The sequence below is a fragment of the Verrucosispora sp. WMMC514 genome (assembly GCF_027497295.1).
Lineage (GTDB): Bacteria > Actinomycetota > Actinomycetes > Mycobacteriales > Micromonosporaceae > Micromonospora > Micromonospora palythoicola.
Map to the genome: position 1 here is coordinate 1,655,774 of NZ_CP114906.1, position 22,956 is coordinate 1,678,729.

Genomic DNA, 22,956 nt, shown 5'->3' on the forward strand with positions numbered 1-22,956 from the left:
CGGCGCCGCCCGCGCCAGGCGGGCCAGGCGCGGGCGGCGACGGTTTCGATCGGGCGGCGGTCGCGTGCCGGACCAGGAGCCGGCGGACCAGGTGCCGGGGTGGGTCAGCGCTGGTGACGCACGGGGCCCAGTTGGCTCGCCAACTGCTCCAGCCGGGCCACCCGCTGCTCCATCGGCGGGTGGGTGGCGAAGAGCGCGGCCACCCCGCCACCCCGGAACGGGTTGGCAATCATGAGGTGGGCGGTGCTGGTGAGCTGCCCCTCGGCCGGCAACGGCCGCCGCTGGGCACCCATGTGGATCTTCCGTAGGGCGCTGGCCAGGGCGAGCGGATCGCGGGTGAGTTCGGCACCCGAGGCGTCCGCCTGGAACTCGCGACTGCGGCTGATCGCCAGTTGGATGACGGTGGCCGCGATCGGCCCCAGGATGATGGTGAGCAGCAGAACCAGCGGGTTGGGGCCGTCCTCGTCGCTGTTTCCGCCCAGCGGGATGAACAGGGCGAGGTTCGCCAGCATGGTGATGATCCCGGCCAGGCCGGCGGCCACGCTGGAAATGAGGATGTCCCGGTTGTAGACGTGCGACAGCTCGTGACCGATGACGCCCCGCAGCTCGCGATAGTCGAGCAGTTCGACGATCCCCTGCGTGACGCAGACGGCCGCGTTCTGCGGGTTGCGTCCGGTGGCGAACGCGTTCGGCTGGGCGGTCGGGCTCACGTAGAGCCGGGGCATCGGCTGCCGTGCCTCGGCGGCCAACTCCCGAACCATGCGGTACAGCTCGGGGAACTGTGCCTCGCTGACCGGTTGTGCCCGCATCGAGCGCAGTGCCAGCTTGTCGGAGTAGAAGTACGTGACGCCGTTCATCACCAGCGACACGAGTACGGCGATGACCAGACCGCCACTGCCGCCGAACCAGTAACCCACCGCCAGGATCAGCGAGGTGAGCAGGCCGAGCAGCGCGGCGGTCTTCAGACGGTTGTGGTGCACGATCACTCCTTCGGTGCACGGATGCCGGGATCCGCTGACCGGTACAACACCCCGGTACTCGTCAACCATCCGTCTCATGACTGAGAGTTACCTGAGTGACCGAGGGAAGGCGGGTCTCAGCCTCCGGCGAGATCGAGCACGATCTGCGGTGCGAACCCGACGACCAGCGCCACCACGGTGGCCACCGCGAGCGCGGCAGCCACCGCCCGGGCGGGTCGGGCGACAGGGGCCGTGACGTCTCCGGCCGGGGCGTAGAGCAGCGCGGCGGCCCGCAGGTAGTAGGCCAGGCCGAGGACCGCGTTGACCGCCACCACCAGGGCGAGCCAGCCGGCGTCACCGCCGAGCAGCGACCGGACCACCGTCACCTTGGCGAACAGCCCGGCCAGGCCGGGTGGCAGGCCGGCGAGGCCGATCAGCGCGAACGCCAGGCCGGCACCGACCCACGGGTGCCGGCGGGCCGCGCCGCGCAGGTCGTCGAGGCTGCCGCCGTCCGCACCGGCCGGGCGCAGCGCCACCACTCCGGCGAAGGCGGCCAGTTCCAGCAGCACGAAGAAGACGGCGTACGCCAGGGCGGCGGCGTACGCGGCGGTGCGGGCGTCCGCCTCGGCGGTCAGGGCCAGCGCCCCGAGCGGGGCGAGGATGTAGCCGGCCTGGGCCACCGAGGACCAGGCGAGCAGTCGCACCGTGCGCCGCTGCCGCAGCGCCACCAGGTTGCCGACGGTCATCGTCAGTGCGGCCACCAGGGCCAGCACCGGTCCGGTCACCTCCGGCGGCAGCGCGTGGCGCACCACCGCCAGCAACGCGATCACCCCGCCGAGCTTCGACGCGGTCGACAGGTACGCGGCCACCGGCAGTGGTGCCCCGTCGTAGGTGGCCGGCGCCCAGGCGTGGAACGGCACCGCCGCCACCTTGAACGCCAGTCCGGCCACCACGAGCGTCACCGCGACCGTGGTCAGCGGCAGGTCGAGCAGCGCCTCGTCGGCGAGGAGGGTGCCCAGCCGTTCCAGGTGCAGCCCGCCGGTGACCGCGTAGAGCAGCGCGGCGCCGAGCAGGGTCAGCGTGGTGGCCACCACGCTGACCACGAAGAAGGTCACCGCCGCCTCGGCGCTGGCCAGGCTGCCCCGGCGCAGACCGACCAGGACGTACAGCGGCAGGGTGAGCACCTCCACCGCCACGATCAGGGTGATCAGGTCGCCGGCCGCGCCGAGCACCACGCCACCGGTCATCGAGCAGGCGAGCAGGAAGCAGTACTCCCCCACCGGGGTGTTCCCGGCCCGCAACAGCGGCCCGGACAACGCCAGCACCCCGAGGACCAGCAACGCCACCAACGCCGCGACCAGGGCCGCCCGGCCACCGAAGAGGTACGAGCAGTCGGCGCCGACGCAGAACGTACGTCGCTCGGCCCCCGAGCCGACCGCCGCCGCCCCGATCGCGGTGGCGACCGCCCCGGTGACCGCCGTGACCACGGTGGCCCGCGGCCGGGCCGCCAGCAGGTCCACCAGCAGCACCAGCACCGCCGTCCCGGCGGCCAGGTACGCCGGCAGCAGCGCCACGTGGTCGACGGCCTGCACCAGACTCGACTCGCTCATGGCGCCACCACCCCCACCAGGGCCTCGACCGGAGCTTCGGCGACGCCCAGCACCAGCGTCGGGGCCAACCCGACGGCCAGTGCGAGCAGCACCAGTGGCACCCAGGCGACCAGTTCGGCACGAGCCAGGCCGGGACCGAGCGCGGCGACCACCGGAGTGGGCTCGCCGTGGGTGACCCGCCGCAGCATCCGCAGCAGGTACGCCGCCGTCAGTGCGCCGCCGATCGCGGCCAGCACCGCCAGTGTGGTCCAGAGCGCGCCACCAGACTCGACGGCGGCGACCACGGCGAACGCCTCGCCCCAGAAGCCGGCCAGTCCGGGCAGTCCCAGCGAGGCGACCGCCGCGAACGCGAGCAGCCCAGACAGGCGCGGGGCGGTCTCCCGCAGCCCGGACAGCTCGGTGAGCGCGCCGGTGTGGGTACGGTCCTTGATCGCGCCGGCCAGGAAGAACAGCAGACCGGTGATGATGCCGTGGGCGACGTTGCCGATCAGCGCCGCCTGGATGCCGGTGGCGGTCAGGGTGGCGACGCCCAGCAGGACGAAGCCCATGTGCCCGACGCTGGAGTACGCGATCAACCGTTTCAGTTCCGTCTGGGCCAGGCAGACCAGCGAGCCGATCAGGATGGCGGCGACGGCGAGCACACCGAGCACCGGCGCGGCCCACCGGGCGCCCTCGGGGGCCACCCCGACGGCGACCCGGATCAGGCCGTACGTGCCCATCTTGAGCAGCACCCCGGCGAGCAGCACGCTGCCGACGGTGGGTGCCTGGGTATGCGCGTCGGGCAGCCACGAGTGCAGCGGCCACAGCGGACTCTTCACCGCGAAGGCCAACGCGAGCAGAGTGAAGGCGGCGAGCTGCGTGGCGCGGGACAGCTCCGTGCCGCCGGTCAGCGCCACGATGTCGGCGGTGCCGGCGGCGGCCACCACGACGTACACGCCGACCAGCAGCAGCACCGAGCCGAACAGGGTGTAGAGGGCGAACTTCCGCCCGGCCCGCCGCCGCGCGTCCAGCGACACCGGGTCCGTGCCGTCGCCGCCCCAGCCGACGATGATCGCGTACATCGGCAGCAGGACGACCTCGAAGAAGAGGAAGAACAACACCAGGTCGAGGGCGAGGAAGGTACCCAGGATGCCGACCTCGACCACCAGCAGCAGCGCCACCAGAGCCCGACCGCTGCCACCACCCGGCACCCGCCAGAGGCTGTATCCGCAGCACAACAGCGTGAGCAGGGCGGTGAGCACCACCAACGGCCAGGAGATGCCGTCCACGCCCAGATGGAAGCGCAGGTCCAGTCCCGGCACCCAGGGCAGGTCGACCGCGTGCCAGGGACGCACCACGCCTGCGGCATCCGGCGGTGCGTACGCCGACCAGCCGGCCGCCCGCCCGCCGAGCAGCGCCACCGCCACGACGAGGGTCAGCGCGGCGGCCACGGTGCCCACGATCCGGGCCGCCCGATCGCGGGGGGTGGCCGCCACCGCCAGCGCGCCGAGCGCCGGCACCGCGAGCACCGCCACCAGTAGGAACTCCCCGGCGCTCATGCCGGCCCTCCGCTGCGCTGCGGGACGGCACGAGGCACCGAAACGCCGAACCGATGATTCACTCGCTGACGCTCGCTCATGCCGGCCCTCCGCTGCGCTGCGGGACGGCACGAGACACCGAAACGCCGAACCGATGATTCACTCGCTGACGCTCGCTCATGCCGTCGCTCCGATCAGGGCCGCGGCCAGACCGATCAGCAGCGCGCCGGCCAGCACCGCGGTGGCAGCCCGGGGCAACGCCGCCCGGTGCAGGACGCCCAGGCCGCCGCCGAGAGCGCGGGCGGCGCGTCCGGTGCCGGTGACCACACCGTCCACCACCCGTTCGTCGGTGGCGCGCGCCATCCGCGCCACCGACGTCGTCGGTCGTACGACGAGGGTGTGTTGGACGTCGTCCAGCCGGAACGCGCGGGCGAAGACCGGCCGCAGCGGACCCAGCGCCGCCGCCGGATCGGCGGTGCGGTCCCGTCGCCAGCCGGCCCACGCCAGTCCGGCGCCGATCACGAGCAGTGCCAGCGGCAGCAGCACGGTCGGGGTGAGGTGGATCAGCCCGTCCGCCGGCATCAGATCCGACATGGCGTCGGACCCGATCGGCGGAGCGGACTGCAGGTGGCGGGAGAACCAGCCCGGAAAGCCGGCCAGGCCGAGCAGGGCCGCCGGTACGGTCAACGCCAGCACCGGCCAGCGGAGTACCGCCGGCGGGTCATGCGGCTGGGGCAGCGGGGTGCGGGCGGTGCCGAAGAAGGTACGCAGCAGCAGCCGGGTGGCGTACCAGGCGGTGACGGCGACACCGACAAGCGCGGCGAGCCAGACCAGCCAACCCAGCCAGGCCGGTGCCGGTCCGTCGCCGTGCAGGGCGGCCTGCTCGGCGGCGGCGAGCACGCCCTCCTTGCTCCAGAAGCCGGACAGCGGCGGTACGCCGGCCAGCGCGCCGAGCCCGACGAGCGTGCACCAGAAGGTCACCGGCATGTCGCGCCGCAGCCCACCCATCCGGGACATCAGCGTGGTGCCGACCGCGTGGATCACGGCACCGGCGGCGAGGAACAGCAGCGCCTTGAACGCCGCGTGGGTGAGCAGGTGGAACAGGGCGGCCGGTGGGGAACCGACGGCGAGCGCGCCGGTCATGTAGCCGATCTGCGAGACCGTCGACCAGGCGAGCACCCGCTTGATGTCGTCCTGCGCGGTGGCGGCCAGCGCGCCGAGCAGCAGGGTCACCGAGGCCAGCACGCCGAGCACGACGAGCGCGGTGGGCGTGGCCTCGAACAGCGGCCACAGTCGGGTTACCGCGTACACGCCGGCGGCGACCATGGTCGCGGCGTGGATCAGCGCGGAGATCGGGGTCGGGCCGGCCATCGCGTCGGGCAGCCAGGTGTGCAGCGGGAACTGGGCGCTCTTGCCGGCCACCCCGGCGAGCAGCAGCAGGCAGGCGGCGGTGAGGGTGGTGGTGCCGTGGTCGTGGGCGAGCACGTCGGCGATCCGGAAGCTGCCCGCCGAGACGCCGAGCAGGGCGATGCCGAGCAGGAACCCGACGTCGCCGACCCGGGTGACCAGGAACGCCTTCATCGCGGCGGCCGGTGCCTCCGGCAGCCGCCGGTCGTGGGCGATGAGCAGGTACGAGCAGAGGCCCATCACCTCCCAGCCGACCAGCAGCAGGATCAGGTCTCCGGAGACCACCACCAGCAGCATGGCGGCGGTGAAGAGGCTGACCTGTGCCGCGTACGGCGGGTAACGGTGGTCGGGCTCCTCGGGCGGCCCCTGCCGGAGGTAGCCGGTCGAATAGATCTGCACGGCCAGGGCGACCGCGGTGACCGCGACGGCGACCAGGGCGGCGGCGCCGTCGAGGCGTACCCCTAGGGTGACGGTGAGCCCACCCAGCTCGATCCAGGTGGTCGAGGACTCGGCCGGGCCGTCCAGGGTGACCAGCAGGGCCACCGCCAGGGCGAGGGCACCGCTCGCGCCGGCGATGCCGAGGGCGGCGGCCAGGCGGCGGGCCGTCGCCTCACCGATGGCCCCACCCCGCGGCGATGGTGGCAGCAGCAGGCCGGTCAGGCCGGCGGTCACCGGTACGAGCGGCAGCAGCGCGCCCAGCAGCGTCGAGGTGTTCACCGCTGGCCCTCCGGCTCGTCACCGCAACCGTGTCGACCGTCCGGGCCGGCAGCGATCGGGCCGGCTCCGGTGGGAGCGATCGGGCCGGCAGCGACCGGCACCGGCTCGTCGGCCGGACGCTCGGCCAACGGGATCTCGTCGACGGTGACGCTGGCCCGCATCCGGTAGAGCTGGAGGACGATCGCCAACCCGACCCCGATCTCGGCGGCGGCCAGCACGATCACGAAGAGCGCGAAGACCTGCCCGCCGTGCGGCAGCACCGCCTTCGCCGTGGTGTCGGCGGTGACCAGGATCAGGTTCACCGCGTTGAGCATCAACTCGACGGCCATCAGCACCAGCACCGCGTTGCGCCGCCGCAGCACGCCGTAAACGCCGAGGCCGAACAGGAGCGCGGCGGTGACGTACGGGATGACGGGTCTCACCGCGACCGCCCCCGATCACCCGGCGTTGCGTCCCCGGTGGCGCCGATGTCGGGGCGGGACAGCACGATGGCGCCGACGAGCGCGGAGAGCAGCAGCACCGACAGCACCTCGAAGGGCAGCACCCAGTTGCCGAAGACCTGTTCACCGAGGCGCTCGGCGGTGCCCGCCTCGGGTAGCTCCACCGCCGTCCAGCGGTACGCGTCGACGAGCAGCGCCGCTAACCCGAGCCCGGACCCACCGCCGATCAACGCGGCCGGCCAGCCGGGACGGTCCAGATCGTCGGAGGCGCCGATCGGCGCGCGGGTCAGCATCACGGCGAACAACAGCAGCACCACCACCGCGCCGACGTAGATGAGCACCTGCACCCAGGCGACCAGTTCGGCGGCGAGCACCAGGTACATGCCGGCCACCGCGCCGAGGCAGACCACCAGGTAGAGCCCGGCGCGGACCAGGTGCCGGGTGGCCACCACCAGCGCCGCCGAGCCGACCGCCACCGCGCCGAGGGCGAGCAGCAGCACGTCCACCCCGGTCACGCGGGCGTGCCTTCGTCGTCGGCGGCGCGGGGTGGCGCGGGCCGGCGCTCGGGGCGTACCGCCGGGGTGGTCGGGCGGGCGGCGGGCGCGGCCGGGACGGCCGCCTTGCGCGCGGCGGCGGTCTCCTCCTTGGCCGGTTCGCCGTTCGGGTCGTGGGCCGGTGGCGGCGGCACCGTGGCCATCCACTCGCCCAGGTGGTCCTTGTCGTGCAGCAGGTCCTTGATGTCGTACTCGGCGTACTCGAACTCCGGCGACCAGTAGAGCGCGTCGAAGGGGCAGACCTCGATGCAGATGCCGCAGTACATGCAGAGCGAGAAGTCGATGTCGAAGCGGTCGAGCACGTTGCGCTGCCGGGCCCGGGCCGCCCCCGGCACCGCCACCTCCTCCTTGTGCGAGTCGATGTAGATGCACCAGTCCGGACACTCGCGGGCGCAGAGCATGCAGACCGTGCAGTTCTCCTCCAGCAGCGCGATCACCCCGCGGGACCGAGGCGGCAGCTCGGGGGCGACGTCCGGGTACTGCGCCGTGGTGGCGCGTTTCGTCATCGTCTTCAACGTGACGGCGAGCCCCTTGACCAGGCCGCTGCCGGGCAGGCCGGTCGCCTCGCTTCGCTCGCGCTCGCTCATGCCGAACATCCTGCCCTGTGAGCACGGCGTGCGCGACCACCCCCCGGAGGTAGCCGGTAGTACGGTGGCTGCGGGGAAAACGACGCACCGGAAAGGACCCGTCGATGACCGCCGCGCTGCACGACGACCACCTGGCGCCGGGCGAGTGGACGACGGACGCCCTCGACCGCCTGCCCGACGACGGACGCCGCCGTGAACTCCTGGACGGCCAACTGATCGTGTCGCCCTCCCTCACGCGACTGCACCAATCCATCGCAATGCTGCTCGGCGCCGCCTTGCAGGAGACCTGCCCCGCCGAGTTCGACGTCACCCAGGGGGTGTCGGTGCGGATGTCCCGCAGCCGATCCCTCATTCCCGACCTGCTGGTCACCGAGCTGGATGCGGCTGCCCGCAACCCCTCCTCCTACCTGCCGAGCGAGGTTCTGCTGGTGGTGGAGATCGTCTCGGAGCGGACCCGCAGCATCGACCGGGTGCTCAAGCCGGCGCTCTACGCCGAGGCGGACATTCCCTTCTTCTGGCGGATCGAGACCGAGACGGGGATCGTGGTGCACGCCCACCGGCTCGACCCGGTCAAGCGCGTCTACGTCGAGCACGCCCGGATGAGCGACGGCATCCTGCTGGCCGACCCGTGGGAGATGGACATCCCGCTCGACCGGATCACCCCTCGGTCACGCTGAGCGGGCCACGCCGGCCCGGCTCCCGCCCGCCGCCCGGTCACCGGGCCGGTCGGATGAAGATCCGCCATGATGGGGTGCGGACGTGACGGGCACACCCTGGGGGCGACATGGGCGAGGACGGTAAGGGCACCGGCGGCAAGTACGTCGAGCCGGGTGAGTTCAAGCGGGACCAGAACTACATCACCAGCCGGATCACCGCCGACGGACGGGACGGCTATCCGGTCGAGCCGGGTCGCTACCGGCTGGTGGTCAGCCGCGCCTGCCCGTGGGCCAACCGGCTGATCATCGTGCGGCGACTGCTGGGCCTGGAGGACGCCATCTCGATGGGCGTCGCCGGTCCGACGCACGACGCGCGGAGCTGGACGTTCGATCTCGACCCGGACGGGCGGGACCCGGTGCTCGGCATCGAGCGCATCCAGGAGGCGTACTTCGCCCGCTACCCGGACTATCCCCGGGGCATCACCGTGCCGGCCCTCGTGGACGTGCCCACCGGTCAGGTGGTGACCAACGACTACGCCCAGATGAGCCTGGACCTGTCCACCGAGTGGACCGCGTACCACCGGCCCGGTGCGCCGCAGCTCTACCCGGAACACCTGCGCGCCGAGATCGACGAGGTCAACGCGGTGGTCTTCGCCGACGTCAACAACGGCGTCTACCGGTGTGGCTTCGCCGGCAGCCAGGAGGCGTACGAGCGGGCGTACCGGCGGCTGTTCGACCGGCTGGACTGGCTCAGTGAGCGACTGACCGGGCAGCGTTACCTGGTCGGCGACACGATCACCGAGGCCGACGTACGGCTGTTCACCACGCTGGTCCGCTTCGACCCGGTCTACCACGGCCACTTCAAGTGCAACCGGCAGAAGCTCAGCGAGATGCCGGTGCTGTGGGCGTACGCGCGGGACCTGTTCACCACGCCCGGCTTCGGTGACACGATCGACTTCGATCACATCAAGCGGCACTACTACGAGGTGCACCGGGACATCAACCCGACCGGCGTGGTGCCGCTCGGCCCCGACCTGTCGAACTGGCTGGAGCCCCACGACCGCGAGTCCCTCGGCGGCCACCCCTTCGGCACCGGCACCCCACCCGAACCCCCCACCCCCACCGAACGGGTAAACCCCACCCACACCCCCCTGGGCTGACCACCCCCAACCATCGCGTTGATCAAGAAGTTTGCGTCTCTGTCAGCTCGAAATCGGACGCAAACTTCTTGATCAACGGATCGTCATGGGGTGGTGGTCGGGAGTTCGGTCAGAGGGCGATGCGGATGGCGGCGGTCAGGACCAGTTGGGCGAGGGCGGCGGGGACCAGGACGAGCCAGCAGAGGCGTTGGAGCTGGTCCTCGCGGAGGCGGGGGTAGGAGACCCGGAGCCAGATGATCACGAAGCTGACGGCGGCGACCTTGAGCAGGGTCCAGAGCCAGCCGAGCTGGGCGTCGGCGAACGGGCCCTGCCAGCCGCCGAGGAACAGCACGGTGGTGAGCGCGGCGATCACCACGATGCCGACGTACTCGGCCAGCAGCAGGAACGCGAAACGCAGGCCGGTGTACTCGGTCAGGTAGCCGAAGACCAGCTCCGAGTCGGCGACCGGCATGTCGAAGGGCGGCCGGCGGATCTCGGCCAGCCCGGCCACGAAGAAGATCACCATCGCCGGTGCCTGCCAGAGCAGCCACCACGGCTGCCACGCCTCGACGATGCCGGAGAGGCTGAGCGTCCCGGCGGCCATCGCCACCGACGCGGCGGCCAGCACCAGCGGCAGCTCGTAGCCGAGCAGTTGTGCCGCACCGCGCAGTCCACCGAGCAGGCTGTACTTGTTGGCCGAGGCCCAGGCGGACATCAGCACGGCCAGCACGCCCACCCCGACCACCGCCAGCACGAAGAACAGCCCGACGTCGAGCGGCTGCCCGACCAGGTCGTTCGGGCCGAGCGGGATCACCAGCAGGGCCAGCAGGTACGGCACCAGCGCCACCGCCGGAGCCAACCGGAACACCGGTCGGTCGGCCGCGCGCGGGGTGACGTCCTCCTTCTGGACGAACTTCACCCCGTCGGCGATCAACTGCGCCCAGCCGTGGAACCCGCCCGCGTACATCGGGCCGAGCCGGCCCTGCATGTGCGCCATCACCTTGTGCTCCGCCTGGCCCACCAGCAGCGGCAGGACGAGGAAGGCGGCCAGCACCCCACCGATCCGGACAACCAGTTCCAGCCAGAGCGGCATCAGGCCCCACCTCCGTCATCCGGTGCCGGTCCGCCCTCGGATGCCGGCCGATCCTCGGCCGTCGGGCCACCGGCGCCAGTCCGGGGGGCCGGCGACTCCCCGGTGGAGTCGGCATCCCGAGGGGTACGCGGCCCGCGGGCACCCGGTGCCGGGCGGGCCGGGCGCTCCCGGGCCGGGCGGGCCGGGGTGCCGCCGCGCGGGCCCTCCCCCACGCCGCCGGCACCGGCGGGCGTCGGCACGACTCCCCACTCGCCCGGCGCGGGCACGCCGGGAGGTCGGATCGGGCGGCGTCCACCCCCGGCCTCCGACTCACCCGGCTCCTTCGCGCCCGGCCAGGGCTTCGCCACCCGGGACGCCAGCACGAACTCCTTGCGCAGCGGATGCCCCTCGAACTCGGGCGGCAGCAGCAGCGGGCGCAGGTCGGCGTGCCCGGCGAAGTCGATGCCGAACATCTCGTGGGTCTCCCGCTCGTGCCAGGCGGCACCCGGGTAGACCGCCACCACGGAGTCCACGGTCGGTGTGTCGCGGGGTACCCGGGTCCGCACCAGCACCCCGTGCCGGTGCGCGGTGGACCAGAGATGAGCCACCACGTCGAACCCGTCGACCAGCTCGTCGACCGCCGACAACCAGTCGAAGTAGTCGCAGGCCAGCGCGGTGTCGTCCCGGGCGGCCAGCAGCGCGGCCCGCCAGGCGTGCGGGGGTACGTCGACGGTGGCCCGGGCATGGACCTGACCGCCGGAGACCGTCGCGGTGGCCTCGACGGGCGCGAGCAGCGCGACGAGCCGTTGGCCGACCTCTTCCGGTGTCATGCCGCTGATCCTAGGCCCTGCGGCCGGCGTCCCCGGTCGAGCGGAGGCGGCACCGGACGGCGGCCGGCCCGGTGCACGCAACCGGCCCGGTACGCGCGGCCGGCCCGGTACGCGCGGCCGGCCCGGTGCACGCGGGCGGGTGACTCCGGTGCGCTTCGCCGGTGCCGCCCGTCGGTGACCACCAGGATGGACCTGTGCGCGCTGTGACCGTCATTCCCGGAGTACCCGGCTCGCTGCGGCTGCTCGACGACTACCCGGAACCGGCACCCGAGGAGGGGCCGATCCTGGTGGAGGCCCTCTCGGTGGGCGTCTGCGGCACCGACATCGAGATCATCGAGGGGCAGTACGGCGAGGCGCCGCCCGGCACCGATCATCTGGTGCTCGGGCACGAGTCACTCGGTCGGGTGCTGGAGGATCCGACCGGCACCCGCCAGCCGGGCGACCTGGTGGCCGGGATCGTCCGGCATCCCGATCCGATGCCCTGCCCGAACTGCGCGGTCGGTGAGTGGGACATGTGCCGCAACGGCCTGTTCACCGAGCACGGCATCAAGGCGCTGCCGGGCTTCGCCCGCGAGCGGTGGCGGTTGCAGCCCCGCTTCGCGGTGGGACTCGACCCCTCGCTGATCGAGGTGGGGATGCTGCTCGAACCGACAAGTGTGATGGTCAAGGCGTGGGACCACGTCGACCGGATCGGCCTGCGGGCGGAGTGGCAGCCCCGCACCGCGCTGATCACCGGTGCCGGGCCGATCGGCCTGCTCGCCGCGCTGCTGGCCAGTCAGCGGGGCCTCTCCGTGCACGTGCTCGACCTGGCCACCGAGGGCCCGAAGCCGGCGCTCGCCGGCGCCCTCGGCGCCACGTACCACTCCGGACCGCTCGACCAACTCGACCTGGAGCCGGACGTCATCGTCGAGTGCACCGGCGCGCCGGTGGTCGTGTTGGAGGCGATGTGCAAGGTCGGTCCCAACGGGATCGTCTGCCTGGCCGGCGTGTCCAGCGGCGGCCGGACGATCGACTTCGACGCCGGCGCGCTGAACCGGACCCTGGTGCTGGAGAACAACGTCGTCTTCGGCTCGGTGAACGCCAACCGGCGGCACTGGGAGGGTGCCGCCGAGGCCCTGTCCAAGGCCGACCCGGCCTGGCTCGCCTCACTGATCACCCGCCGGGTGCCGCTGGCCCAGTACGCCACCGCCTACTCGCCGGGGCCGCAGGACATCAAGGTCGTCCTCGACTTCGCCGCCTGAACGCCCCGCGGGCCCGGGTCAGACGCCGGGCAGCCGGCCGTTGCGGAACAGGTCGACGAAGAGCTGGTGGTCGTGGCGGGCGCGTACCCCGTACGTGTGGGCGAAGTCGACCAGGTGCCCGACGAAACCGGCGGTGTCCGCGTCCACGACGGCGACGATGGCCTCCTCGGTCGAGTAGTCGACCAGGTCGTGGCTGGACTCGTCGTCGGCCACCGAGTGCATCCGGGCGACCGCCCGTCCCAGGTCGGCCAGCACCCCGGCCAGTTCCTCCGACTCGTTGACGTCCGACCAGTCGAGGTCGGCCGCGTACGGGGACACCTCAGCGACGAGTTGACCGACACCATCGAGTTCGGTGAAGCCCAGCCACGGGTCGGCGTGCGCCTGGAGGGCACGCTGCGACTCGGCGGTGCGGTGCCCCTGGTGCCGGAAGTAGCCACGGACCCGCTCGTCGTCGACGTAGCGGGCCACCGCCGGCACCTGAGCCTGCTTCATGTAGATCACGACGTCGTTCTCCAACGCCTGGGTGTGCCCCTCCAGCAGGAGGTTGTACGAGGGCAGGCCGGCCGAGCCGATGCCCACCCCCTTGCGCAGCACCACGTCCTTGATCTGGGCGGCGAGCGGCCGGGCCTGCGTCGCGGCCGGCGGCAGCGTCTCCAGGTACGCCTCGAACGCCGCGCACACCCGCGCCCGCACGTCACCGTCGATCTCGTACACCCCGTCGCCCACGGAGAAGCGCCGCTCGTAGTTGTCGATTGTGGTCTGTCCCCGCAGCAGGTCGACCCGGGTGTTCAGCCGCGCCTGCTGGAGCACCCGGCGCAGCACACCGTCGGCGTTGTCCAGGGTGATCGACCCGATGGCGTCGTCCCCGCCGGCGGCGATGGCCCGCAGTTCGACCAGGTACGCGTTCGCGAAGCAGGTGACCAGGTCGCTGATGACCCGGTCGGAGAGCGCCTTGGTGTAGCCGATCAACGCGACGCTGGCGACGAACCGCCGCAGATCCCAGGTGAACGGCCCGACGTACGCCTCGTCGAAGTCGTTGACGTTGAAGACGAGCTGGCCGGAGCCGTTCATGTAGGTGCCGAAGTTCTCCGCGTGCAGGTCGCCGTGGATCCACACCCGGCTGGTCCGCGCGTCCAGGAAGCGGTCGTCGGCGAAGTCGCCCCGCTGGTCGGCGTAGAAGAGGCTGGCACTGCCCCGGTAGAAGGCGAACGGCGAGGCGGCCATCTTGCGGAACTTGCGCCGGAAGGCGGCCGGGTCGAGCGCCATCAGGGTGCCGAACTCCTCGGTCAGCACCTCGACGATGAAGGCGGAACGCTGCTCGGCGACGTCGGTCATGATCCGTACGCTAGCGAAGCCACACCACCCGGACGGCCAGCCGAGCGACCGGTCTCGCCGGACCGACCGGACCGTGGCCCGCACCCGGCCGGGCAGCTCCGCCGGTCAGGAATTCGGTGGACGCACCGGCGGTGCGGTCAGCGAGGCGACCGAGCGGGCGGGGGCACCGTCGCGGGGCGCGGCGTCGACCGGTGGGGCGAGCGGGTCGGTGCGGGGCACCCCGCCGATGCCGGACTGCTCGGCGGCGATCTTCTCCTGGAGCCGGAGGATGCCGTGCAGCAGCGCCTCCGGCCGGGGCGGGCAGCCGGGCACGTACACGTCGACCGGGATGAGCTGGTCGACTCCCTTGGTCACCGAGTACGAGTCCCAGTACGGGCCGCCGCAGTTGGAGCAGGCACCGAACGAGATCACGTACTTCGGCTCGGGCATCTGGTCGTAGAGCCGCTTGATCGCCGGAGCCATCTTGTCGGTGACGGTGCCGGAGACCACCATCAGGTCGGCCTGCCGGGGGCCGTGCGCGAACGGGATCACGCCCAGCCGCATGAAGTCGTGCCGGGACATGCTCGTCGCGATGAACTCGATGGCGCAACAGGCCAGGCCGAAGTTGAAGACCCAGAGCGAGTAGCGCCGGCCCCAGTTGAGCACGAACCGGATCGGCTCACCGAGCACCGCAGGCAGCTGCACGACCGCTCCCCCTCCCGTCCCCGACAGTCAACCACAGCGACCCGACGTCTGCGGTGGCCGCTGCCCGGCGACGGGGGTTGCCGAACGGTGCGCGACCAGGGACCGGTGGGCGCTACCACGCGGGACGTTGCAGCAGGCTGACGAACTCGACGAGCAGCCGTTCACGCAACGCCGGTGGGGCGGCGTCGAGCAGCGCGTTGACCGGGGCCATCCGCTCCGGCAGCCCACCGCCCGGGCCCAGCCCGAGGCCGGCGGCGAGCCCGGCGACCAGGTCGCCGGTGAGCTCCTCCGGCGCCAGCGTGCCGGCCAGGGCCCGCAGGTGCGGCGGCAACCCGACCGGGCCCGCCGCGCGGGCGGCGGCGACCGCGGCGGCCAGGTCGGGGCCGAACTCCGTCGCCCGGGGCGCCACCGCGGCGGTCACGGTGAGGTGCACGCTGGGCGGCAGGCCGGCGTACGACAGCTGGGGCTGGGTGTGCCAGCCCCGCGCGGCCAACTCGTCGACCAGCACGAACAGGTCCGGCCCGGTGTCGGTGGCGGTGAAGCAGACCACCGTCGACTCCGGCTCGGCGACCAGCCGCAACCCGTCGGTTCCGCGTACCGCCTCGGCCAGGGTGCACACCGCCGCCCAGGTGGCGCGGGTCAGCTCCAGGTAGCCGTCGTCACCGAGGTGCCGCACCGTGGCGTACGCGGCGGCGATCGGCCCACCGGATCGGGTGGAGGAGATCACTGGGTTGATCATGGTGTACCCGGGCCAGTCGGCGTACGCGAAGTACTGCGGAGCACGCAGGTGCGGATCGCGGTGCAGCAGCACCGACACGCCCTTCGGCGCGTACGCGTACTTGTGCAGGTCCACCGAGATCGAGGTGACGCCGGGCACGGACAGGTCGAACGGGGGCACCGGCAGGCCGAGGCGCCGCAGGTACGGCAGCGTCCAGCCGCCGAAGCAGGCGTCCACGTGGCAACGGATCCCGGCGGTGGCGGCCACCTCGGCGATCTGTTCGACCGGGTCCACGACGCCGTGCGCGTACGAGGGGGCGGAGCAGGCCACCAGCACCGTCTCCGGCCGCAGGGCGGCGGCCACGTCGGCGACGGCCGGCCGCAGGGTGCTCGGGTCGACCGGCACGGTGTCGAGTTCCACCCGCAGGTAGTGGGCCGCCTTGGCGAAGGCGGCATGGGCGCTGGCCGGTACCACGATCCGGGGTGCCGCGATGTCCGGCCGGGCGTCCCGGGCGGTCTTCACGGCCAGGATGAGCGACTCGGTGCCGCCGCTGGTGACGCTGCCGACGACGTCCGCAGCGGTGGTGCCCGGTCCGCCGCCGAGTAGCCGCGCCGCCGCCGCGACAAGCGTGTTCTCCATGGCCAGCAGGGACGGGAAGGCGGTCGGGTCGAGCCCGTTGACGTGGGCGCTCTCGGCGTGAGCGGCGGCGGCGAGCGCGTCCAGCCCGGGCACCGCGGGGTCGTACACGTACGCGAACAGCCGTCCCCCGTGCGTCGGCCGATCCATCGCCCGCAGCTCCCGGATCTCCGCCAGCACCTGCTCCGCCGGCATCCCGCCCGGCCGATTCTCGTCGATCATGAAGTTGTGGCGCCCTTTCCGTGGTTTCCTGCGGCTTTTGTACCTACCACAACTGCATGATCGGCGGTGGCTGGGGGCGGAGTGGGGGTGGAGAGGCGGGCGGGGGTGAGGTCGTAGGGGCGGAGCAGGAGGGTGGCCAGGCCGATCAGGAGGGCGGGGAGGACCGTGAAGCCGAGCAGGACGCCGAGGCGGGCGGTGTCGGACTGGGCGGCGGAGGTCCCGGTGGTGGAGGAGACGTAGCCGGTGAGGGCGAGCACCAGCCCGTAGATGCCGGGGCCGAGGGCCAGCCCGAAGGTCTCACCGGCCGTCCACACGCCGGTGAAGACCCCGGCCTGCCGGCGGCCGGTGCGCGCGGTGTCGTACGCGATGCAGTCCGGGAGCATGGCCAGCGCGAACACCTGCTGTCCGGCGTACCCGACGCCGAGGAGCGCGACCAGCAGGTAGACCAGGGCGGCCGGCAGCACCGGTGCGGCGACCAACGCCAGTCCGCCGGCCGCCAGGATCAGCGACGCCGCCACCAGGGCGGCGAGCTTGCCCACCCGCGCACCCACCCGGGACCAGAGCGGCATCACCACCAGCGCCGGGCCGACGAAGCAGACGAAGAGCACCGTCGGGCCGGTCGTCGGGTCTTCCAGCACGTGGTCGGCGAAGTACTGGACCCCGGCGAGGATGGTGGCCACCCCGGCGGACTGCACCACGAAGCAGAGCAGCAGCGCCCGGAAGGGCCGGTTGCGGGCGGCGACGGCGAGTTGGGCGCGCAGGGTCGGCTCGCTCTCGCCGACCGTGCCCTGTGGGGCGGACCTGGTGCCGAGGAAGGCGCCGACGGCGCCGAGCGCGATGAGGGCGGCCACGAAGACGCCCATCCACCGGTGCCCGGGAACACCACCGCCGGCCGCGTCGCGCACCAGCGGCGCCACCGCACCGGCGACCAGGATGGCCAGCGCCAGCACCGCGATCCGCCAGGTCATCATCCGGGTACGTTCGGCGTAGTCACTTGTCAGCTCGGCCGGCATCGCCACGTACGGCACCTGGAAGAAGGCGAACGCGGTCGCCGTGGCCAGGAACGCGACGGCGACGTACGCCCCGGACGCGGGACCGGCTCCGAACGGCGCGGCGAAGATGGCCCCGAAGAGGACGGCAAGTGCCAGCCCACCGAAGAGCAGGTACGGACGACGGGCCCCCCAGCGCGACCGGGTGCGGTCGGAGATTCGCCCGGCGACCGGGTTGACCAGCACGTCCCACGCCTTCGGCAGCAGCACCAGCAGGGCGGCCACCCCGGCGGCCACTCCGAGCGTGTCGGTGAGGTAGGGCAGCAGCAGCAGACCCGGCACGGTGCCGAAGGCCCCGGTCGCCAGCGAGCCGAGCGCGTAGCCGGCGTGCACCCCACGGGGCAGCGCGCCGGTCCCCTGCGGGGCCATGCCGGCAGCGCCCGCCGTGGGCGCGGCACCGGAGGCGGCCGACGGGGGCACGACGGCGGATGCCGTGCCGGGGGCCGTGGGCGCGGCACCGGAAGCGGTCGACGGCGGAACGGCGGCGGGTGCCGTGCCGGGGGCCACCGGACCGGCAGCGGGCGCGGGCTGTCCGGGGATGGGCGTGGGGCCGGAGCCACCCGGCAGCGCGGTCATGGGGCCGAATATTACTCACGTTATGGCGGGGGTCACATCCCCTGCCCGGGCCACCACCCGGCCGACCGCAGGTCCACCCCGGTACCGCGCAGCGGCGTCCCCTCGGCGAGCCAGCGCGCCCGCGCCTCGCGGGCCAGCCGGGGCGGCAGTCCGCCGGACGCGTTCACCACCCGGTGCCACGGGGCCGCACCACCGTGGCGTGCCATGATCGCCCCGATCAGCCGGGCCGACGCCCGCCCGGAGCGCTCAGCCAACGCGTCGGCCACCGCCCCGTACGACATCACCCGGCCGGGCGGGATCCGGTCGACCAGTTCCAGCACCGCCTCGACGTACTCGTCAGGTGTCACAAGCGGCCAGACTATGGGAACGGCGGCGGGGCACGCCGCGACGACAGCGCAGAATGGGCGGGTGCGCGACGCAGTCACCACGGCCCGGCGGGTCGTTGTCAAGATCGGGTCCTCCTCGTTGACCAGCGCCACCGGCGGCCTGGACGACGGGCGGGTGGACGCGCTCGTCGACGCCCTCGGGCTACGGGCCACCGACGGCCGCGAGGTGGTGCTGGTCTCATCCGGCGCGATCGCCGCCGGCCTCGCCCCGCTCGGGCTGGCCCGGCGACCGCGTGACCTGGCCACCCAGCAGGCCGCCGCCAGCGTCGGCCAGGGCCAGCTGATCGGGCGGTACGCGACCGCCTTCGCCCGGCACGGCCGCACCGTGGGCCAGGTGCTGCTCACCGTCGACGACGTGACCCGGCGGGCCCACTACCGCAACGCGTACCGCACTCTGCGCAAGCTGCTCGACCTGCGGGCGGTGCCGATCGTCAACGAGAACGACACGGTCGCCACCGAGGAGATCCGGTTCGGCGACAACGACCGGCTGGCCGCGCTGGTGGCCGCGCTCGTCGACGCCGACCTGCTGGTACTCCTCTCCGACGTCGACGCGCTCTGGACCGGTGACCCGACCCGACCCGGCTCCCGCCGCATCGCCGAGGTACGCGACGAGGCGGATCTGCTCGGTGTCGAGATCGGCGGCAGCGGCCGGGCGGGGGTCGGCACCGGCGGCATGGTGACCAAGGTCGAGGCGGCCCGGATCGCCACCGGCTTCGGCATCCCGGTGGTGCTCACCTCCGCCACCCAGGCGGTCGCCGCGCTGGCCGGCGAGCCGGTCGGCACCTTCTTCCACCCCAGCCTCCGGCGACCCGCCGCCCGGCTGTTCTGGCTCGCCCACGCCACCGCACCCCGGGGGCGACTGCACCTCGACCCGGGCGCGGTGGCCGCCGTGGTGGGCCGACGCAAGTCGCTGCTGCCGGCCGGGATCACCGCCGTGGACGGTGCGTTCACCGCCGGCGACCCGGTCGACCTCGTCGACACCTCCGGCGCACCGGTGGCCCGGGGGCTGGTCAACTACGACGCGATCGAGCTGCCCGGCCTGCTCGGGCGGTCGACCGCCGACCTCGCCGCGGCGCTCGGCCCGGCGTACGAACGGGAGGTCGTCCACCGCGACGACCTGGTGCTGCTGTGAATCGCCCGACCAGGGCCGACACCTGAGGAGTGGAAGATGAGCGTGAGCGAGCAGGCCCGCCGGGCGCGAGCGGCGGCGGAGACGCTTGCCGTGGCCACGCGTACCGCCAAGGACGCCGCGCTGCACGCGATGGCCGACGCGCTGGTGGCGGGTACGCCGGAGATCCTCGCCGCGAACGCCGCGGACCTCGCGGCCGGGCGGGACGCCGGGCTGAGCGCGGCCGTGCTGGACCGGCTCGCCCTCGACGAGGGGCGGGTTGCCGGCATCGCCGACGCGCTGCGCCAGATGGCCGCGCTGCCCGACCCGGTGGGCGAGGTGGTCCGCGGCTCGACTCTGCCCAACGGGCTGGAGCTACGGCAGGTCCGGGTGCCGTTCGGGGTGGTCGGCATCATCTACGAAGGTCGGCCCAACGTGACTGTCGACGCCGCCGGGATCTGCCTGAAGGCCGGCAACGCCGCGCTGCTGCGCGGCTCCTCCTCGGCCGCGCACTCCAACGCGGCCCTGGTCACGGTGCTGCGTGCCGCGATCGACCGGGCCGGCCTCCCCGCCGACCTGGTGCAACTGGTCGACGCCAGCACCCGCGACTCGGTCAAGGAGTTGATGCGCGCCCGAGGGCTCGTCGACGTGCTGATTCCTCGTGGCGGAGCATCGCTGATCCGTACCGTGGTCGAGGAGTCGACGGTGCCGGTGATCGAGACCGGGGTGGGCAACTGCCACGTCTACGTGGACGCCGCCGCCGACCTGCCGATGGCCGTGGCGATCACCCTGAACGCCAAGACGCAGCGGCTGTCCACCTGCTGCACCGCCGAGTCGCTGCTGGTGCACGCCGACATCGCCGACGCCTTCCTGCCCGCGATGCTCGCCGCGTTCGCCGAGGCCGGGGTGACGGTGCACGGCGACGCCCGGGTCGCGGCCCACTCCGACGCGGTGGTGGCGGCCACCGACGACGACTTCGGCACCGAATACCTCAGCGCGGACATCTCCGCCGCCGTCGTCGACTCACTGGACGCGGCGGTCGCGCACATCCGGCGCTACGGCAGCGGCCACACCGAGGCGATCGTCACCGACTCGCAGTCGACCGCCCGCGAGTTCGTGGCCCGGGTGGACTCGGCGGTGGTGATGGTGAACGCCTCGACCCGGTTCACCGACGGCGGCGAGTTCGGCTTCGGCGCGGAGATCGGCATCTCCACCCAGAAGCTGCACGCCCGCGGCCCCATGGGCCTCCCCGAACTGACCAGCACCAAGTACGTGGTAACCGGCACCGGCCACCTCCGCACCTGACCCCCGGGGTCAGCGGAAGGCGCGGATGACGGCGAGGGTGGCGTGTACGTCGAACTGGTGGCCGTCGTCGCTGGTCCAGCCGCCGTCGCTGCGTTGCGTCTCGGTGAGCCGGCGTCGGGCGGCGACAAGCGTCCACTCCTGGTGGTCGACGCCCACCCGGCGCAGCGTGACGGCGAGCCAGGCGGCGTCGGCCGCCGACGCCTGCGGCAACCGCTCCGCCAGCACCGCCTTGATCTGGGCCGACTCGTAGAACATCTGCTGCCGGTGCAGGACGGCCGCGCTGAGCCAACCGGCGGCCAGGAAGGACGGCCAACTGCCGTCCGGGCGTAGGTGGGCGGCGAGCGCCTGGCCGGCCGCGTGCACCACACCGGCGTACGCCCCGCCGACCCGGTGGTCCAACGGGCCGGCGGCCCGCGCGTCCAGGCCCGCCACGGTCAGCCAGAACGCGGCGTTGGCGGTCAGGTACAGCCGCGCCTCCGGGTCACCCGGACGGGCCCACTCGGGCGCGGAGTCCGCGAGGGCCCGGTCCTCCTCCCAGCAACCGTCGGGTTGCTGGCCGGCGGCGAGCCAGTCCAGTGCCCGACGCGCGCTCGGCCGGCCGAGCGCGCCGAGGTCGTCAAGTTCCGCGAGACGGAAGCAGGTCGCGTCGACCGACGCGACCTCGTCCCCCCAGGACGCCGGCCAGCCGCCGCCGAGTGTCTGCCCGACCTCGGCACTGTCGAGCACTTCCGGCGACGGCTGCGTGCCGGTACGCAACCAGGACAGGCGGGCACGCTCCACCGCGTCCCCGTGAGCCACCACGAACCCGATCGCGGCGTCGATGTCGACCACGGCGGCCACGCTACCGGCGCAAACGTGATCTCGCCTCAGGAGGACGGATAGGTGAGATCCGACCGACGGCAGGGTGGCGGCGAAGGGCCCCGCCCCCCATGGAGATGGCGACGGGGCCCCTCGACGGTGGATCAGTACGCGGGCAGCGAGGGATCGATCTGCTTGATCCAGGAGAGCACGCCGCCCTGCACGTGCACCGCGTCGCGGAAACCGGCCGCCTTCAACGCGGCCAACGCTTCGGCGGAGCGGACGCCGGACTTGCAGTGCAGCACGATCTGCCGGTCCTGCGGAAGCTTGGACAGCGCCTCACCGGAGAGGATCTCGCCCTTGGGGATCAGGGTGGCCCCGGGGATACGGACGATCTCGTACTCGGCCGGCTCCCGGACGTCGACGAGGAAGATGTCCTTGCCGGCGTCCTGCCACTCCTTCAGCTCGGACGCGGTGATGGTCGCGTCGACCACCGCCTCCTGGGCCTCCACCGACACCGCGCCGCAGAAGTCCTCGTAGTCCTCCATCAGGTCGGTCAGCGTCGGGTTCTCCCCGCAGAGCACGCAGTTCGGATCCTTCCGGACCTTGATCTTGCGGTAGCTCATCTCCAGGGCGTCGTAGACCATCAACCGGCCGACCAGCGGCTCGCCGATGCCGGCGAGCAGCTTGATCGCCTCGTTGACCTGGATCGAGCCGATCGAGGCGCAGAGCACACCCAGCACGCCGCCCTCGGCGCAGGAGGGCACCATGCCCGGCGGCGGGGGCTCCGGGTAGAGGCAGCGGTAGCAGGGACCGTGCTCGGCCCAGAACACCGACGCCTGGCCGTCGAAGCGGTAGATCGACCCCCAGACGTACGGCTTGCCGAGCAGCACCGCCGCGTCGTTGACCATGTAGCGGGTGGCGAAGTTGTCCGTGCCGTCGACGATCAGGTCGTACTGGGCGAAGATGTCGCGGACGTTGTCCCGGTCCAGCGCGGTGTTGTGGATCTCGACATTCACCAGCGGGTTGATCTCCCGGATGCTCGCCGCGGCCGACTCGGCCTTCGAGCGTCCGACGTCGGAGACCCCGTGGATGATCTGGCGCTGGAGGTTGGACTCGTCGACGGTGTCGAAGTCGATGATGCCCAGCGTGCCGACACCGGCGGCGGCCAGGTACATCAGGGCGGGCGAACCGAGGCCACCCGCGCCGACACAGAGCACCCGGGCGTTCTTCAGCCGCTTCTGCCCGGTGACCCCGACGTCGGGGATGATCAGGTGACGCGAGTAGCGGCGGATCTCGTCAACGGTCAGCTCGGCGGCGGGTTCGACGAGCGGGGGCAACGACACGGTGGACTCCCCGGAATCGATGTGGCGGACAACCGGGCCATTGTCGCTCGCCGACGTGCCCATC

At 72.8% G+C, this 22,956-nt stretch carries 21 protein-coding genes; 5 read left to right on the plus strand and 16 right to left on the minus strand.

The genetic code is table 11. The features are described 5' to 3' along the window. Positions 1 to 104: 104 nt before the first annotated feature. The 7 genes from htpX to O7597_RS07565 form a co-directional block, all read right to left on the minus strand. A complete protein-coding gene (gene htpX, locus O7597_RS07535; RefSeq protein ID WP_281582310.1) occupies positions 105 to 980 on the minus strand; it encodes a zinc metalloprotease HtpX in 876 nt (291 codons plus the stop codon). A 116-nt stretch (positions 981 to 1,096) separates the two neighbouring features. Next, a complete protein-coding gene (locus O7597_RS07540; RefSeq protein ID WP_281582311.1) occupies positions 1,097 to 2,569 on the minus strand; it encodes a proton-conducting transporter membrane subunit in 1,473 nt (490 codons plus the stop codon). Beyond that, positions 2,566 to 4,107, minus strand: coding sequence for an NADH-quinone oxidoreductase subunit M (locus O7597_RS07545; protein WP_281582312.1), 1,542 nt, complete (start codon positions 4,105 to 4,107; stop codon positions 2,566 to 2,568). Before O7597_RS07545 ends, O7597_RS07540 begins: the two co-directional genes overlap by 4 nt. Before the next feature lie 156 nt (positions 4,108 to 4,263). Then, a complete protein-coding gene (locus O7597_RS07550) occupies positions 4,264 to 6,210 on the minus strand; it encodes an NADH-quinone oxidoreductase subunit L (RefSeq protein ID WP_281582313.1) in 1,947 nt (648 codons plus the stop codon). After that, positions 6,207 to 6,632 (minus strand): NADH-quinone oxidoreductase subunit NuoK, encoded by a 426-nt coding sequence (gene nuoK, locus O7597_RS07555; RefSeq protein ID WP_281582314.1) that lies wholly within the window; start codon positions 6,630 to 6,632, stop codon positions 6,207 to 6,209. Before nuoK ends, O7597_RS07550 begins: the two co-directional genes overlap by 4 nt. Continuing rightward, positions 6,629 to 7,165: an NADH-quinone oxidoreductase subunit J gene (locus tag O7597_RS07560; protein WP_281582315.1), complete on the minus strand. Its 537-nt coding sequence runs from the start codon at positions 7,163 to 7,165 to the stop codon at positions 6,629 to 6,631. Before O7597_RS07560 ends, nuoK begins: the two co-directional genes overlap by 4 nt. Continuing rightward, positions 7,162 to 7,800 carry an NADH-quinone oxidoreductase subunit I gene (locus O7597_RS07565; RefSeq protein WP_269738330.1) on the minus strand — a complete coding sequence of 213 codons (639 nt, stop codon included), beginning with the start codon at positions 7,798 to 7,800 and terminating at the stop codon, positions 7,162 to 7,164. The genes O7597_RS07560 and O7597_RS07565 overlap by 4 nt, the downstream gene beginning before the upstream one ends. Before the next feature lie 95 nt (positions 7,801 to 7,895). Here O7597_RS07565 and O7597_RS07570 point away from each other — a divergent pair, with 95 nt between their 5' ends. After that, positions 7,896 to 8,468, plus strand: coding sequence for a Uma2 family endonuclease (locus O7597_RS07570; RefSeq protein WP_269738331.1), 573 nt, complete (start codon positions 7,896 to 7,898; stop codon positions 8,466 to 8,468). Between the two features lie 107 nt (positions 8,469 to 8,575). Continuing rightward, positions 8,576 to 9,607: a glutathione S-transferase C-terminal domain-containing protein gene (locus O7597_RS07575; RefSeq protein ID WP_269738332.1), complete on the plus strand. Its 1,032-nt coding sequence runs from the start codon at positions 8,576 to 8,578 to the stop codon at positions 9,605 to 9,607. A 109-nt stretch (positions 9,608 to 9,716) separates the two neighbouring features. Here O7597_RS07575 and O7597_RS07580 read toward each other — a convergent pair whose 3' ends face one another. Further along, a complete protein-coding gene (locus O7597_RS07580) occupies positions 9,717 to 10,679 on the minus strand; it encodes a complex I subunit 1 family protein (RefSeq protein WP_269738333.1) in 963 nt (320 codons plus the stop codon). Next, complete coding sequence (locus O7597_RS07585) at positions 10,679 to 11,488, minus strand: NADH-quinone oxidoreductase subunit C (protein WP_269738334.1); 810 nt, start codon at positions 11,486 to 11,488, stop codon at positions 10,679 to 10,681. The genes O7597_RS07580 and O7597_RS07585 overlap by 1 nt, the downstream gene beginning before the upstream one ends. 194 nt (positions 11,489 to 11,682) lie before the next feature. Here O7597_RS07585 and O7597_RS07590 point away from each other — a divergent pair, with 194 nt between their 5' ends. After that, positions 11,683 to 12,729 carry a glucose 1-dehydrogenase gene (locus O7597_RS07590; protein WP_269738335.1) on the plus strand — a complete coding sequence of 349 codons (1,047 nt, stop codon included), beginning with the start codon at positions 11,683 to 11,685 and terminating at the stop codon, positions 12,727 to 12,729. A gap of 18 nt (positions 12,730 to 12,747) precedes the next feature. Here the strand turns inward: O7597_RS07590 and O7597_RS07595 are convergent, their stop codons facing one another. The 5 genes from O7597_RS07595 to O7597_RS07615 form a co-directional block, all read right to left on the minus strand. Continuing rightward, entirely contained in the window at positions 12,748 to 14,064 is a 1,317-nt protein-coding gene (locus tag O7597_RS07595) for a DUF2252 domain-containing protein (protein WP_281582316.1), read from the minus strand. 105 nt (positions 14,065 to 14,169) lie between these two features. Beyond that, positions 14,170 to 14,748 (minus strand): NADH-quinone oxidoreductase subunit B, encoded by a 579-nt coding sequence (locus tag O7597_RS07600; RefSeq protein WP_281582317.1) that lies wholly within the window; start codon positions 14,746 to 14,748, stop codon positions 14,170 to 14,172. Positions 14,749 to 14,860: 112 nt separating this feature from the next. Beyond that, entirely contained in the window at positions 14,861 to 16,324 is a 1,464-nt protein-coding gene (locus O7597_RS07605; protein ID WP_281582318.1) for an aminotransferase class V-fold PLP-dependent enzyme, read from the minus strand. Continuing rightward, positions 16,321 to 17,742, minus strand: a complete 1,422-nt coding sequence (locus tag O7597_RS07610; protein WP_281583208.1) for an MFS transporter — start codon at positions 17,740 to 17,742, stop codon at positions 16,321 to 16,323. Before O7597_RS07610 ends, O7597_RS07605 begins: the two co-directional genes overlap by 4 nt. Before the next feature lie 239 nt (positions 17,743 to 17,981). Further along, positions 17,982 to 18,296 carry an MGMT family protein gene (locus O7597_RS07615; RefSeq protein WP_281582319.1) on the minus strand — a complete coding sequence of 105 codons (315 nt, stop codon included), beginning with the start codon at positions 18,294 to 18,296 and terminating at the stop codon, positions 17,982 to 17,984. 61 nt (positions 18,297 to 18,357) lie between these two features. Here O7597_RS07615 and proB point away from each other — a divergent pair, with 61 nt between their 5' ends. Together proB and O7597_RS07625 are read left to right on the plus strand one after the other, a co-directional pair. Then, a complete protein-coding gene (proB, locus tag O7597_RS07620; RefSeq protein ID WP_281582320.1) occupies positions 18,358 to 19,467 on the plus strand; it encodes a glutamate 5-kinase in 1,110 nt (369 codons plus the stop codon). A 36-nt stretch (positions 19,468 to 19,503) separates the two neighbouring features. Beyond that, a complete protein-coding gene (locus O7597_RS07625; protein ID WP_281582321.1) occupies positions 19,504 to 20,748 on the plus strand; it encodes a glutamate-5-semialdehyde dehydrogenase in 1,245 nt (414 codons plus the stop codon). Positions 20,749 to 20,757: 9 nt separating this feature from the next. Here the strand turns inward: O7597_RS07625 and O7597_RS07630 are convergent, their stop codons facing one another. Next, positions 20,758 to 21,579 carry a squalene--hopene cyclase gene (locus O7597_RS07630; protein WP_281582322.1) on the minus strand — a complete coding sequence of 274 codons (822 nt, stop codon included), beginning with the start codon at positions 21,577 to 21,579 and terminating at the stop codon, positions 20,758 to 20,760. Between the two features lie 131 nt (positions 21,580 to 21,710). Continuing rightward, positions 21,711 to 22,955, minus strand: coding sequence for an adenylyltransferase/sulfurtransferase MoeZ (gene moeZ, locus O7597_RS07635; RefSeq protein WP_281582323.1), 1,245 nt, complete (start codon positions 22,953 to 22,955; stop codon positions 21,711 to 21,713). Between the last annotated feature and the right edge of the window lies 1 nt (position 22,956).

Bases quoted from the DNA above. Each gene is read 5' to 3' on its own strand.
- O7597_RS07605 (WP_281582318.1), bottom strand. From the start codon at position 16,324: ATGATCGACGAGAATCGGCCGGGCGGGATGCCGGCGGAGCAGGTGCTG.
- moeZ (WP_281582323.1), bottom strand. From the start codon at position 22,955: ATGGGCACGTCGGCGAGCGACAATGGCCCGGTTGTCCGCCACATCGAT.
- O7597_RS07610 (WP_281583208.1), bottom strand. From the start codon at position 17,742: ATGGCCCCGCAGGGGACCGGCGCGCTGCCCCGTGGGGTGCACGCCGGC.
- O7597_RS07545 (WP_281582312.1), bottom strand. From the start codon at position 4,107: ATGAGCGCCGGGGAGTTCCTACTGGTGGCGGTGCTCGCGGTGCCGGCG.
- O7597_RS07570 (WP_269738331.1), top strand. From the start codon at position 7,896: ATGACCGCCGCGCTGCACGACGACCACCTGGCGCCGGGCGAGTGGACG.
- O7597_RS07625 (WP_281582321.1), top strand. From the start codon at position 19,504: ATGAGCGTGAGCGAGCAGGCCCGCCGGGCGCGAGCGGCGGCGGAGACG.
- O7597_RS07575 (WP_269738332.1), top strand. From the start codon at position 8,576: ATGGGCGAGGACGGTAAGGGCACCGGCGGCAAGTACGTCGAGCCGGGT.
- O7597_RS07585 (WP_269738334.1), bottom strand. From the start codon at position 11,488: ATGACACCGGAAGAGGTCGGCCAACGGCTCGTCGCGCTGCTCGCGCCC.
- O7597_RS07595 (WP_281582316.1), bottom strand. From the start codon at position 14,064: ATGACCGACGTCGCCGAGCAGCGTTCCGCCTTCATCGTCGAGGTGCTG.
- O7597_RS07565 (WP_269738330.1), bottom strand. From the start codon at position 7,800: ATGTTCGGCATGAGCGAGCGCGAGCGAAGCGAGGCGACCGGCCTGCCC.
- O7597_RS07580 (WP_269738333.1), bottom strand. From the start codon at position 10,679: ATGCCGCTCTGGCTGGAACTGGTTGTCCGGATCGGTGGGGTGCTGGCC.
- O7597_RS07540 (WP_281582311.1), bottom strand. From the start codon at position 2,569: ATGAGCGAGTCGAGTCTGGTGCAGGCCGTCGACCACGTGGCGCTGCTG.